13 protein-coding genes are annotated in these 13,863 nt (G+C 45.1%); 3 read left to right on the top strand and 10 right to left on the bottom strand.

Going from position 1 to position 13,863, the window contains the following annotated elements; translation table 11 throughout:
* Positions 1-36: 36 nt before the first annotated feature.
* The 10 genes from ACFSVM_RS04900 to ACFSVM_RS04855 all read right to left on the bottom strand — a co-directional run bounded on the left by ACFSVM_RS04900 (position 37) and on the right by ACFSVM_RS04855 (position 11,465).
* Positions 37-1,509 carry a sensor histidine kinase gene (locus ACFSVM_RS04900; RefSeq protein WP_090723334.1) on the bottom strand — a complete coding sequence of 491 codons (1,473 nt, stop codon included), beginning with the start codon at positions 1,507-1,509 and terminating at the stop codon, positions 37-39.
* Between the two features lies 1 nt (position 1,510).
* Entirely contained in the window at positions 1,511-2,200 is a 690-nt protein-coding gene (locus tag ACFSVM_RS04895; protein WP_076312557.1) for a response regulator transcription factor, read from the bottom strand.
* A gap of 170 nt (positions 2,201-2,370) precedes the next feature.
* Positions 2,371-4,026, bottom strand: a complete 1,656-nt coding sequence (locus tag ACFSVM_RS04890; protein WP_076311665.1) for a S1C family serine protease — start codon at positions 4,024-4,026, stop codon at positions 2,371-2,373.
* A gap of 168 nt (positions 4,027-4,194) precedes the next feature.
* Complete coding sequence (locus tag ACFSVM_RS04885; RefSeq protein ID WP_177178641.1) at positions 4,195-4,854, bottom strand: response regulator; 660 nt, start codon at positions 4,852-4,854, stop codon at positions 4,195-4,197.
* A 36-nt stretch (positions 4,855-4,890) separates the two neighbouring features.
* The gene (locus ACFSVM_RS04880) at positions 4,891-5,919 is read right to left on the bottom strand and encodes a sensor histidine kinase (RefSeq protein ID WP_090723835.1); all 1,029 of its coding nucleotides are present in this window, start codon (positions 5,917-5,919) and stop codon (positions 4,891-4,893) included.
* Positions 5,920-5,923: 4 nt separating this feature from the next.
* On the bottom strand, positions 5,924-6,943 hold the full coding sequence (gene liaF / locus ACFSVM_RS04875) for a cell wall-active antibiotics response protein LiaF (protein WP_379260703.1): 1,020 nt from the start codon (positions 6,941-6,943) through the stop codon (positions 5,924-5,926).
* 193 nt (positions 6,944-7,136) lie between these two features.
* The gene (locus ACFSVM_RS04870) at positions 7,137-7,370 is read right to left on the bottom strand and encodes a hypothetical protein (protein ID WP_379260701.1); all 234 of its coding nucleotides are present in this window, start codon (positions 7,368-7,370) and stop codon (positions 7,137-7,139) included.
* Between the two features lie 201 nt (positions 7,371-7,571).
* Positions 7,572-8,135, bottom strand: a complete 564-nt coding sequence (locus ACFSVM_RS04865) for a 3D domain-containing protein (protein ID WP_379260699.1) — start codon at positions 8,133-8,135, stop codon at positions 7,572-7,574.
* A gap of 103 nt (positions 8,136-8,238) precedes the next feature.
* Positions 8,239-10,176 (bottom strand): threonine--tRNA ligase, encoded by a 1,938-nt coding sequence (thrS, locus tag ACFSVM_RS04860; protein ID WP_090723337.1) that lies wholly within the window; start codon positions 10,174-10,176, stop codon positions 8,239-8,241.
* A gap of 353 nt (positions 10,177-10,529) precedes the next feature.
* Positions 10,530-11,465 carry a putative sporulation protein YtxC gene (locus ACFSVM_RS04855; protein WP_076311670.1) on the bottom strand — a complete coding sequence of 312 codons (936 nt, stop codon included), beginning with the start codon at positions 11,463-11,465 and terminating at the stop codon, positions 10,530-10,532.
* A 182-nt stretch (positions 11,466-11,647) separates the two neighbouring features.
* Between ACFSVM_RS04855 and ACFSVM_RS04850 the strand changes: the two genes are divergently transcribed.
* The 3 genes from ACFSVM_RS04850 to ACFSVM_RS04840 all read left to right on the top strand — a co-directional run bounded on the left by ACFSVM_RS04850 (position 11,648) and on the right by ACFSVM_RS04840 (position 13,862).
* On the top strand, positions 11,648-12,025 hold the full coding sequence (locus tag ACFSVM_RS04850) for a hypothetical protein (protein WP_379260696.1): 378 nt from the start codon (positions 11,648-11,650) through the stop codon (positions 12,023-12,025).
* Between the two features lie 96 nt (positions 12,026-12,121).
* Entirely contained in the window at positions 12,122-12,616 is a 495-nt protein-coding gene (locus ACFSVM_RS04845) for a cation:proton antiporter regulatory subunit (protein ID WP_047909993.1), read from the top strand.
* A 4-nt stretch (positions 12,617-12,620) separates the two neighbouring features.
* Positions 12,621-13,862: a cation:proton antiporter gene (locus ACFSVM_RS04840; RefSeq protein WP_076312559.1), complete on the top strand. Its 1,242-nt coding sequence runs from the start codon at positions 12,621-12,623 to the stop codon at positions 13,860-13,862.
* Position 13,863 lies beyond the last annotated feature (1 nt).

Here is a 13,863-nt window from a genome sequence, read left to right as displayed (position 1 = left end):
CGTCTAAGAAAAAAGCTCCGCATTTTGTATTATACCTTATTCCAAAGGGGGAGCCAACTCAAGCGGGAGCCATACAATAAATGTCGTCCCTTCTCCCAGCTTAGTCACAACCTCCACCGATCCGTTATGCTCTTCAATGATCCACTTGGCGATGGATAAACCAAGTCCAGTCCCCTTCGTGATCCCCCTTGACTCATCTGCTCGATAGAAGCGGTCAAAGATATAAGGCACTTCATTCTTATCCATCCCAATGCCCGTATCACTTATGCGCAGACCGACTTGTCCGTTGTACACCACAGCATCGAGAGTCACTACACCCTCAGGGGTATACTTAAAGGCGTTCTCTATAAAGATAAACAGCATTTGCTGCAAATAATCTTTATTGCCCAGAACATATGCGCCATTCAGGACTTCTAGATCACTGTATTTCCATTCCGCTGTACGTGGAAGATGCTGAGCTCTGCGTGCCACATCCTTCACCAGGATCGACAGCGGGGTTGGATTCAGATCAATGGTCTGCCCTGTATCCGCACGTGCCAGGGACAGCATATCATTAACGAGCCTGCTCATTCGTCTGCCCTCATCCGCAATATCCTCAATGGCTTCCAGCGTCATTTGTTCCTTCATTTCATCTGTCAGCGGCTTGCGGTCCTCCGGATCTGGGTCCCATAGCTTCTTCAAGAAATCGGTATTCCCCCTGATCGTTGTCAGTGGCGTCCTGAGTTCATGTGAAGCATCCGAGACAAACCTCCTTTGGGCTGCATAAGCATCCTCCAGCTCTTTGAAGAATCCCTCTGTACGTGCAAGCATGTTATTGACCGTAGTGATCAGCTTGCCTATTTCATCATTTGGTCCGTTATATTCAATTCGTATACTCAAGTCATTTCCTGACTGAATACCGTCTGCCGCATCAATAATATGAACAAGCGGACGCATGGACTTGCGGGCAAGGAACAAACCAACACTCATTGCCAGAATCAGAGTAATGATGGACACATAGATCAGAATGAGCAGCAGTCTGTCCATTAAACGATCTTCGGATGCCGTAATCGTACCTACTTGCAGCATGCCAATAACCTGATCCGTCGATTGCAGCACTAATGGAAACTGATATACGAGAAAAGGAGAGTTATCTACGGTCATTCTTGCCCAGCCTTCGCTCGTTCCCGCTTTATTGAAATCAGGCACGCTAAACCGATAATCACGTAAATTATCAGAAGCCACCGCTCTGTCGCTTGTATAATTATAAAGTTGAACATAAATTTGCAAATCTGCAAGCTGATTCGCCTTCTCTGGAAGAATCAAGTTCAGCTCCTCGGTAAAATCCGGATTTCGAACGAGCACAGCACTAATGCGCTGACTAATGCTCTTCGTCTGGGTAAGAATCTCGGATTCTACATCTTCATATGCGTAATAATGCACAAGAGCGTAAATTACGGAACCAAATAGCAGCAGTACGGCAGCAAGCAAGCCTGAATACCATAACGTCAGCCGTAACCGGATGGACATACTAGTTGTCTCCTCTCAGAATGTAACCAGCGCCACGAATGGTCTGAATAATACGTTTACCTCCGTGTTCTTCTGTTTTTTGCCGCAGCATTGCAATATATACCTCAAGTACATTGGACTCTCCGCTGTAATCAAAGCCCCAGATCTTATCCATTATTAAATCTCTGGACAGCACACGCTTGGGATTCTGCATGAACAAATACAGCAGTTCAAATTCTTTAGCCGTCAGATCAAGGCGCTGTCCTGCACGATGCACCTCACGGGCATCATAATCCAGGATTACATCTTCAAATGTCAGTCGATTACTACTGCTCTCATTTGTATCCGTTTTTCGTCTTAACAGTGCTCTGACTCTGGCAAGCAGCTCCTCCAGCGCAAATGGCTTAACCAGATAATCATCTGCACCGAGGTCAAGACCCTTGACCCGCTGCTCAATTTCGTCTTTTGCCGTCAGCATTAGAATAGGAACCGTGCTTCCTCCTTCCCTAAGCCGTCTGCAGACCTCAAATCCATCCACCTTGGGCATCATGACATCGAGGACCACAACATCAGGTTCGACCTCAAGCATTTTTTGTAAACCCTCTGCTCCGTTTGAAGCCGTTAGCACGTCATACCCCTCGAAGGCAAGACCTCTTCTAAGCATGGATATAATTTTATCGTCATCATCAATAATTAAGATCTTCGAACGCACCCCAGCATCTCCTTCTTTATCCATTCAATGAATGGTTCTCTTTCTCTTTCTTCCTTATATTGTATCAGGCATCGCGATGGCTTTCTATCTCAAACGAAGAAGGCAAAAAAGCGAAAGGGCGTCTCCCCTTCGCTTTCAGCTTATCAGATATTCAATCTGATACGTTACACTTACGGCGCTACGTTTTGCGAATTTTGCGTATCCGTCGTGTCAAAGTCATTACGGTCGCCGATCGTTACTTTGACATCCATCTTATTCCCGTCTCTGTTTACATTCAGTGTAATTTCATCACCGACTTTATGCGTTTGAATCTGTTCAATGAGGTCCGTTGTAGTTGCATAGTTCTTTCCGTTGATTCCTGTAATAATATCGTACGGACGAAGGTCTGCAGTATAAGCCGGAGATTGGTAAACCAGATTCATGACAACAGAACCTTCTGTAAGATCAGTTCCCATCTGCTTCGCCACTTCCGGAGTCAAATCCATCAGGGAAGCGCCAATGAATGGTTCTGGCTCTTTTGGAATTTCTTCATTATTTTTGAGCTTATCAACTACATTCAGTATAACGCTGGAAGGAATCGCGAAGCCAATACCCTGAGCATCTGCACTTACAGCCACGTTCATACCAATTACTTCTCCCTGCAGGTTAAGAAGCGGGCCACCCGAGTTCCCTGGGTTAATTGAAGCATCGGTTTGAAGCAGGTTGTTGTACTCATTCGCTGCACCTGTTGTTTCATCATTAATTGTAATCGTACGATCCTTCGCGGACAGCACTCCTGCTGTTACCGTATGCTCGAATCCGCCTGGGTTACCGATAGCAACGAGCCATTCACCTACCTGTACATCATCGGAGTTGCCCATAGCCGCTACCGGAAAATCATCGCCTTCAATTTTGAGCACAGCCAGATCCAGTTCCGGACTGCTTCCGAGCAGCTTCGCTTCGTAAGGTTTATTGTTGTCCTCCAGTGTAACTTGAATAACATCAGCACCCGAAACCACATGCTCATTGGTCAGAATATAACCGTCTTTCTCAAAGATAAATCCAGATCCTACACCCAGAGGAGTCAGTTGGCTGGAGGATTGTCCGTTGCTTCCATTTCCATTCCCATTTCCATTTCCGTTATTCGAACTGCTTCCTCCGCCATTACCGCCGAAGAAGTATTGATATAGTGGGTCATTATAGTATGGACTTTGTCTTGAATTACTTGATGCTGAATTTGAGAAGGTCTCAATTTCTACAACAGCGGGACTTACTTTGCTAACGACACCCGATATGTCCTGTGAACCTACAGGCAGTGAGGTCGTTACACCCGAGCCGCTAGATGTAACTGGTTCGCTGCTGGCTGTCTCGCCTGCTGAAGTTGTATTGTTCGATAACGCTGCTTCCGGGGTAAATAAATTCATACGATCAGATGTAAACATCAGGACCGCAATAACGAGCATACCTGCAATAAAGGAAAATACGCCTGTCTTGAAATTTGATCTCGTTTTGGGCTTGTGATTATAATTCCAGTTCCGCTGATCTCCGCTGCCTCCGCCGGAAGCTTGTGCTTCGCTATCAGAACGGTTGAAGGAGCCCCCGGACCGAGTAAAGTTGCTTGAGCTTCTCTCAACCATGGTAGGTATAGGTTTAACGGGTTCAGGAGGTGTGACCTCTACATCGTTTGCCTCAGGAGCGTGATTCTCCTTATCGGTATTCATGGATTGAAAGGGTCCATAGGAATAATAGTAAGAACCGCTGTTTTCGGATTTGCGGGATTCATTAAATGATTGTTCACGCTCATCATCTTCACGACCGAATCTGTTATTGTTGTTATTGTCGCTCATGTCGTTTGACCTCCTAATCTCATATTACGGAAGAGATATTCTATTAACTGTCTTTATTTTGTACTTTAAACCTTAAGTACACATTAAAAACAATTAAAAAGGAGATAAAACCGCATAATTTTCAATGAAAGAACAGATCGTAATGATCTATTACAGGTAGTGAAGCGATTATGTATTTACCCAGCCTTTGCGATGAGCATAGATGGCAAGTTGTGTCCGGTCTTCCATTTCACATTTCATCAGCAGGTTGCTGACATGCGTCTTTACCGTCTTGATGCTAATATGAAGCTCCTCAGAAATATCCTTATTACTCTTTCCTTCGGCAATAAGGAGCAGCACTTCCTTCTCCCTCTCTGTCATTCCGGAATCATCTTCCTTGACGGTTTTTTGCCGCAGTCCTCTTGTCAGCGCTCTCGATATATCATTGGTCATAACAGGCATGCCTCTCTTCGCTCCTTGCAGAGCATAGATCAGCTCTTCCGCAGATACCGTTTTTAGCACATAGCTCACAGCCCCGGACTCAATAGCCTCGAGTACAAGATGATCCTCCAGAAAACTGGTCAAAATAATAATTTTTACATTCGGGAATTCAGGCAGAATCGCTCTGGTTGCTTCAACTCCATTCAGCCGCGGCATCATCAAATCCATCAGAATCAATTCTGGCAAGTCGTCTACAGCACAGTTTCGAAGAAGTTCAATAGCATGCTGTCCATCCGTTCCCTCGAGAACGACTTCAAATGAAGGATCCAAACTCAGATACGTTTTCAAGCCCATTCTTACCATATCATGATCATCTACGATCATAATCTTTGTCTTCTGCACGCTCATTCATTCCGTCTCCTTTTATAATAGAAGATACTCGGGTCAGGCTTCGTCTGGGAATTTGGGTATAAGCACCCTTATGGTCGTCCCCGCTCCTGGCAGTGTAATGATATCAACATGACCTCCGAGCTTCTCCGCTCTTTCCCTCATTGTCATTAAACCGTACGATCCCTGTCTTCCTGAAGCATCTGCCTTAAATCCCTTGCCGTTGTCACTTACACTGAACGCGATTTGTCTGGGCTCCTCTCTGAGTGACAGGCTTACAAAGCTGGCTCCCGAGTGCTTTACAATATTTGCCATTGCTTCTTGTATGATCAGAAACATTTGATGCTCGATTGCGTCAGAAATATCACCGATGATCTCCAGCTCTTTAACACCTTTCAGCCCATTCTGCCGGCAATAATCCGGAAACCAGATTTCAAGCGCCTCAGCAAGACTTCGATTCTCGAGCTCAACCGGCCGCAGCTGGGCAATGAGGGCTCTCATCTGCTTTTGTGCAGTCTGAGACATCGTGATTAGCTGATCCATTACCATCCTACCTTGCTCTTCATTTCCATTTTGAAGCAAAGTGGGCAACGCAGAAGCAGACATATGAATCGCAAATAACTGCTGACTGACCGTGTCGTGCAAATCTCTGGCCATTCGCCGCCTTTCCTCAAGCACTGCGGTTTCTGCAGCCTTTTCCTTCTCCACTACCTCCTGCTCTCCCCATTTTTGCACCCATTTTACCTTGTGCTCCACGGCATCCATCATCGTATTAAACTGGCGGTACACACTGGAAAAAGAGGAATCCTCCGTTTCACTCATTCGAGTGGAAAGATTCCCTTTGGTCACCTGCAGCATGCTTAAGTCCAGCATATCAATTTTGCGCTGAATGCGCAGCCCCGCAATATATCCGATCACAATGGTTGTGATCACAATCGTAATTACGGAATAGATCCAGGATGGAGACTGTGTTAAATCAGCATGGCCCCTCCTAAGCGTGGTATAAATAATTCCGATGGTAATCAGACTGTTTGTGACAAAGAACAACAAGAGCTCCCATTTGGCTGTACGGAATATCATCTTCATCATCTTAACCTACCGAGTTTACTTTAACGTCACCGATAAACACACTGACGACGATCCGTACTTTCTTCTCTGCTTCTTTGTAATTCGGTGTCTGGGCACTGATATTCCCCATGAAACCGCTCTTGGTTTCACTCAGTACGGTCATATCTCCAATAAACGAATTGGAATTAACGATAATGCCAAGATCCATGTCTCTTGGTGTGTATACTTTGATGTCGCCAATAAACGCAGAGATATTAATCCTGGTTTCTCCATAAGGAATTTGGGCTTTGGTCAAATCAATGACGGTGTCACCGATAAACTGAGATATGTTGGTGGGCTTGAGTTCATAATATTCCTCTCCCAGCTTAATTTCACCTATAAATGTAGATTTGTTTATCTTAGAATCATCATTATACGCGTAGCCCGTGTTCTTCTCGCTGTTGTCCCATTCATAGCTGTAATTATATTCGTGCTTATTTTTATGATGCTTGTTGTTATGGTTGTGATGTTTATGCTTGTGCTTCAGCTTGTCTTCGAAATAAAACTCTTCTTCTAATGAAGATTTCTTACTTTCGCTGCTGTCGTCTTGATCATAAATCTTTCCAAACTTCTGCTCGAACTGCTGATCCAGATCACTGTACATTGGAGGCTGAGGTTCAGCTGGAATATGATTTGGAAAAGGGCTGGAATGATGAGATTCCGAATTCTCTGTATGCTTGCGATCTCTTCTTCGGGGGCTAAGGAGGACATACAAACCGCCTCCCACAAGGGCAATCGGAATGGCATACCGGAACATGTCACCGAACGAGAGCGACACAAATCCTAGATTTTTGCCCATAAAATAAATACCGAGCGCAAGCAGCACCAGACCGCCTACATTATTTTTTTCCTTTAAATTGATAAAACCGAGATACAGCAAGATAACCGGCCAGAACGTCGAAATGATATATCCCAAGCTGATATCACCGGTATACCTGAGCTGAAGAAACACCATAATTCCAACGCCAATAAGAAGGGCTGCACCTATAATCCTGTTAAACATAGCTCTGATCTCCTCAATTGATTTTTGATTTACCTTAGCGAATCACTTCATTACACTGCTTGTATGTATTCATTATATGTCAATGACTTGGAATGGAGGAGCGGCGCTGGAATGAAATTCATCTCAGTCTCAAGACGGAGAACCTTCCTTTTTATGTAAAAAAACAGACCCCGAAGGGCCTGTCCTCTATACATTATTGCTTTTTGTTCATTTTAGACTGTTGAACTTTTTGTGCAGCAGCGTTTGGCTCTGTGCCAAATTCTGCATCATACTTCTCATCTGGTGTTTGGAAGTTATCTTGCACTTTGTTCGTTATAGCTTGTTGAACTTTTTGTGCAGCAGAATTTTGTTCTGCTCCAAATTCTGCATCATACTTCTCATTTGGTGTTTGGTAACCTTGAGCGTTTTGAGAATTTGCTTTTTTCACTTGGTTCACCTCCCTTTTCACGCAAGTGAATGATCTGCATGCTGATATCTGGGCGGGGTGTCTTACAATCCCCGAAAAGTATTATGTGACGATCAATGTGATCTTATTCAGCTCCTTAGAAATTATAAATATATAAAAAAGTCCGAGGAAATAAACAGAATTTACTGTCAATTTCTTCGGACTCGCCTGATCGTGCAGATATTAAATTTCTTTGTCAAGCAGGGCATCCGGGATAAATTTATTGACCGTTAATGCCTCTCCTAGCTGCTTGATCATTTGCTCTGTACACTTCCCATTCCCTTGCTTCACAACTTGCACCTGCACATCCCGCTTTCCCCATTCACTATATACCGCCTTTGTCGTGGGGAAATACAGATCGATTTTGGAGCCTTTAATAGCAGAGCCAGTATCGGCTACAATCCCATATCCGTAACCAGGAATATACAGGACCGTGCCAAGCGGAAACACCTTAGGATCAGCAGCAATGGTTGAAACCCCTTCTTTATTGCGGTGTACTTTAACCCCGGAGTAGGTTATTCCATACTGAGGATGATTCGGTCGCTTTCCTGTTGATTCGTATCCTGCCGTATAACCCGTAGCTGTCACATTGATCGTGTGGAGCACCTGCTCGCTTTTTGGCGCAAGAACAGCCTCTGTTTTCTCGGTGTCTCTTGCCACAGCCTGCGGATTACAGGACAGTAAGGAGTAACAGATCAGCAGAAATTGAAATAACATCATACGTCGCCGAATCATGCGATATACCATAAGATGAACCTCCCTTTCATTAGCTGAGGTTCTCCTTAACAACTCAATATTATGCAAAAAGGATCAATTTCATCATGTGTAATGAAATTGATCCTTCGCTGTTTTAAACAGTACGTGAACTAATTTCCTCTTTCAGCATCGCCACAACCTCTTGAAGCGGCTTCGCCCCAAGATCTCCCTCACCGCGTTTGCGGACAGATACACTGCCTTCATTCATTTCATTTTCCCCGACAATGAACATATAAGGAGTCTTCTCGAGCTGTGCTTCACGAATCTTGTAGCCCAATTTCTCATTCCGCAGATCGGCATTTACCGAAATACCGGCACGCTTCAGCTGATCTTCAACCTGACGCGCATACTCTTCGAAGTGAATGGATACCGGAATAACTTTGGCCTGAACCGGAGACAGCCACAGCGGAAGATTGCCGGCAAAGTTCTCAAGCAAAAAGGCTGTGAAGCGTTCCATAGTGGACAGAATTCCACGATGAATCACGACTGGACGATGCTTCTGACCATCTTCCCCAACATATTCAAGCTCGAAACGCTCAGGCAGAAGGAAGTCAAGCTGTACAGTGGAGAGTGTTTCTTCCTTGCCAAGTGCTGTTTTAATTTGGACATCCAGTTTCGGACCATAGAATGCCGCTTCCCCTTCCGCCTCATAGAACGGCATATCAAGCCCTTCAACAACCTCTTTAAGCATGCGCTGCGACATTTCCCACATCTCATCGTTTTGGAAGTACTTCTCTGTGTCCTGAGGATCACGGTACGATAGGCGGAAACGATAGTCCTGAATTCCGAAATCTTTGTATGCAATCTTAATCAGCTCAATAACACGTGCGAACTCTTCCTTGATCTGATCCGGACGGCAGAAAATATGGGAATCGTTCAGTGTCATTGCACGAACACGATGCAAACCAGTGAGCGCTCCTGACATTTCATAACGATGCATCATACCAAGCTCCGCAATACGGACAGGCAGATCACGATAGCTGTGCATTTCATTTTTATATACCATCATATGGTGCGGACAGTTCATCGGACGAAGGACAAGCGCCTCGTTATCCAGCTCCATTGGAGGGAACATATCCTCCTGATAGTGCTCCCAGTGACCCGAAGTTTTGTATAGCTCGACATTACCCAGCACCGGAGTATATACGTGCTGATAGCCAAGGCTTTCTTCCAGATCCACAATGTAACGCTCCAATGTGCGGCGCAGCTTGGCACCATTCGGCAGCCAGATCGGCAGACCTTGACCTACCAGCTGCGAGAAAGTGAACATGCCGAGCTCTTTGCCGAGCTTACGATGGTCACGCTTCTTCGCCTCTTCAAGGTAATGCAAATGCTCATCCAGCTGAGCTTTCTTGGCGAATGCAGTACCGTATACACGCTGTAACATTTTGTTCTTGCTGTCACCGCGCCAGTATGCTCCGGCTACGTTCATCAGCTTGAACACCTTGATTTTGCCAGTGGAAGGGACATGAGGTCCGCGGCACAAATCAAAGAATTCACCTTGCTCGTAAATGGAGATGATGCTGTCTTCCGGAAGATCGCGGATCAGCTCCAGCTTGTAAGGATCACCGACCTCACCAAAGATGCGAAGCGCTTCTTCTCTGCTCACTTCCTTGCGGACGATCGGAAGATTCTCATTCACGATTCGCTCCATTTCTTTCTCGATTTTGAGAAGATCTTCGGGGTTAAGCCCATGCTCAAGATCCATGTCATAATAGAAGCCATCTTCAATGACAGGTCCTACACCGAGATGCACTTCTTTGTTTCCAAATAGACGTTTAACCGCTTGGGCCAGCAAATGAGCAGAGCTGTGACGAAGCACTTCAAGCCCATCTGATGAATCGCCGGTTACGATCTCAACTACGGCACCTTCCCGAAGTGGAGTGGATAGATCCACCACAATTCCGTCCAGCTTACCCGCTAGCGCATTCTTCTTGAGACCACTGCTAATGGAAGCTGCAACATCCAGAATACTGGCTCCATTCTCGTACTCTCTGACTGATCCGTCTGGCAATTTGATACTAACTGACATGTTTACTTCCTCCTCATCGCTTGTATGAGCCGGTGACGAAAGAGTGTATGATATGCGAACGCAAAAAACACCCGTCCCGGCAAAGGGACGAGTGTATATACTCGTGGTTCCACCCTAATTCAGCTGCTTCAGTCTGGATTGCACTGATCAGCCCTCATTTAAGCATGCATGATAACGGACATGATTCCGGCGGTTCTTACTAGCTTCCCTATAAGGATAAACGTTCTGAACTGCAGCTACAAAGGGGTAAGTCTATAGCAGGTATCCGGAGGAAATTGCAGCCTGATGTTCCCTCTCTCTGTACTGTCCTTCTCTAAGACCCTTGTCTTTGTCATCGCTTTTAATAAGCAGTATTATAATTCCAAAGTTTCCTCTTCGTCAAGTGACAATGAACCAGCTTCCGTTAAATTCCGGCAATGAATACAGCTCCGGCAGATTTCCACCTTATCTTCAAAGATTTGAGAGATCGTATGGATCAGCGGAAATTCCGGAGTTTTTGTATGAAGCTTCATTTTTTTAGGGGAAATCGAAATTAAGCGGCTAATAATCATATCCTCGACTTCCATCTCGAGTTCCATACCCGGCATTTCCATAATTACACTTTCTTCTTGCGGCATTGGCATCGGCTTATAGGCTTCATCCAGCAAAATAAAATCATGCTTGCCCTTATGAACCACATGAATTAATGGAACCTTGGGATCCTGAAAATAAACAAAATATTTCAATAAGCTCATGAACTCTTCATACTGACGATCCATATAGAACTCGTCTAACGCATACTCCACAATCTCATGCAGTTCATTCTTGTATTCCTGAAGACGAAATTGAATGGCTCCTTCCAAGTGAACAACCGGGATGTCCTGAAGCGTATCTAGAATACCTCTTGTAAGCTTCCCATGTCTAAGCTCGCGAGTCCCCTGCTCTGTCTCCAGCCGTGATTTTAACAGAGGTGCACATATGCGCTTCACCCGCTCCAGCTCGTCGGGCTCCATATGAATGCATTCCCTTTCGATCAATCGCTTCAGCTGCTGCTCTTCTTTGCATTCAATGACATAATCCGCAAGACCGGATGCCATAATTTCATACATACGCGGCAATCCTTCCTGGAAACCGGGATGGTTCTCATATCCTTTGCAGATCCAGGCTGCCTTGCCCTCATGTTGACGATAAGAGAATCGGAACCCTTGTTTACTTATATGTAACCCCTTCGTCTTATCTTTAATGAAACGGTAAAAGTGTTCCGCTGTATCTTGATCCTGGGCTTCCGTCCATACCACGAACAATTCCACAAGGCTCACTCCCTTCTCTTTCTTAGAATTATTATATGGTCAGCAAGAAGGGGATATACGAAGCGGCTTTTTGGAAAGGTTGTCATGTTTTCTCAATATAAAAGAAAATAATTACCTATTTGGAGTCGACACAAATTTGTGTTATTATTTTTATAACAGTATCATGCGAGGAGGGATAAGAGATGAAATACGACAGAACAGTATATAAATTCATATTTGTTGTATTTATTTGTATTATCCCGATCATCTCATTCCAGTATCCGGTGATTGAAGGAGACGTTGACAAGACCCATCTTCTTAAGATGAAAGGCCATAGCGAGCCGATCTATGAGGAACCGATGGATAATACAATGAGCAATCATCCTAAGTCGATGATCAAGTCACCAGGATTCCAGCCTAAAGCACTGAATGAGGTGAATCTCCTATTCGTGATGCTGGCGGTATTTATGCTGTTCGAGTACCTCATTATTAATCCGCCCTTCAAGGCGTATTATGGCCTTATAAAGCGAAAGCTTTATCTGAAGCCTATAAAATTCACTTCTATGTTTGTTAGTGCTTAACTAGGACGTGTCTAGAGTTTTATGACACGCTCTTGCCTATACTATCTCTATACTATTAGAACTAAAACATGATTTATAGGAGGCATTAACACAACCATGGAAATTCGTGAAACTGATCTGCCGGGTATCGGCCGAAAATTTCAGGCAACAACCAGCAGTGGAGATAAAATTGTTGTCGTTATTCATGACGACGGTCGTCGTGAATTATATCACTTCGAATATGAAGACCCGGATCAAAGCATCTCCATGATCTCTCTTGAAGATTATGAGGCCCGTCAGCTGGCAGCGATTGTTGGCGGAATGACATACAAGCCTAAGCAGCTCGAGCGTGTCGAGATGACGCTGGACGATTTAATTATAGAATGGTACAAGATTGATGGAAATTACAATTGTGTCGGCAAGACCATCGGAGAGCTGGATATTCGTCAAAATTCCGGTGCGACCATTATTGCCGTTATGGAGAAGAATAACAAGAAGCATATCAGTCCTGGTCCGGATCTGCAGATTGCGGCCGATTCTACACTAATTGCAGTTGGTGAAAGACAGCAGCAACAAAAACTAAAACAAATTTTAAAGGATGGAAGATGGTGAGAACGTGGATCATTTGGTACTAGAAGTCGGTCTGGCGATCGCTCTCATCGCGGCTGCCGGACTGATCTCGTCTAAACTCCGGTTCTCCGTTATTCCATTCTACATTTTGATTGGTATGGCGGTAGGACCTCATGCAGCTAAAATATGGCATCTCGACTTTCGTTTTATCGAGAGCGCCGGTCTTATAGATTTCCTTGGCCGTATCGGCGTCTTGTTCCTGCTCTTCTATTTGGGACTTGAATTCTCAGTCGGCAGATTGCTGAAGTCAGGCAAGTCCATCGTCGTTGGCGGCAGTATTTATATAGGTATTAACTTTACACTGGGACTCGTTCTCGGCTTTGCCGGCGGCTTCCCGGTTGCAGAAGCACTCATCATTGCAGGTATTACAACCATATCTTCAAGTGCCATCGTAGCCAAAGTGCTTGTCGATCTGAAGCGTACAGCTAATCCGGAAACGGAAATGATTCTCGGTATAATCATGTTTGAGGACGTCTTCCTCGCCGTTTATATTTCCATTCTGTCCGGTCTGGTGCTCAGTGACTCGTCTTCCATCGGCGGCGTCATTATGTCAGCACTCATTGCACTCGGCTACATGCTGATCGTTATCATCTTGGGACGCAAGCTGGTACCCGTCTTGAATAAACTGCTTAATATCCGAAATAATGAGCTCTTCTCACTCGTGATCTTCGGATCCTTATTCCTGGTAGCCGGCTTCTCTGAAACCATTCATGTCGCAGAAGCCATCGGGGCCCTGCTTGTCGGACTTGTTCTAGCAGAAACCACGCATGCGAAGCGGATTGAGCATCTAATTATGCCATTCAAGGATTTCTTCGGTGCGATCTTCTTCTTCAGCTTTGGTCTCTCGATCGACCCATTGTCACTTGGCGGAGAAGCCGTATGGCTGGCTCTCATTGCCGTAATTATTACCTTAATAGGTAACTTTACCGCCGGTATGCTTGCCGGAAAGAGTGCGGGGTTGTCTCCAAAGGCGTCCTCCAATATTGGTCTGACCATCGTCTCCCGTGGAGAATTCTCTATCCTGCTGGCAAACATGGCCGCAACGGGCGGACTGATGGCGATCATCCAGCCTTTTGCTGCGATCTATGTGCTTATTCTAGCGATACTCGGGCCTCTTCTAACCAAAGAGTCCAAACACATTTACCGTATGCTGGATAAAGTCTTCAAGTTCAAGAACACGAAGAAGCAGCAAAAGTCTGAGATGCTGCAAGAAAAGACGATTGACTAAA

Origin of the sequence: Paenibacillus shunpengii (assembly GCF_042684905.1) — a bacterium.
Lineage (GTDB): Bacteria > Bacillota > Bacilli > Paenibacillales > Paenibacillaceae > Paenibacillus > Paenibacillus shunpengii.
This window is presented reverse-complemented; position numbering and strand designations above follow the sequence as displayed.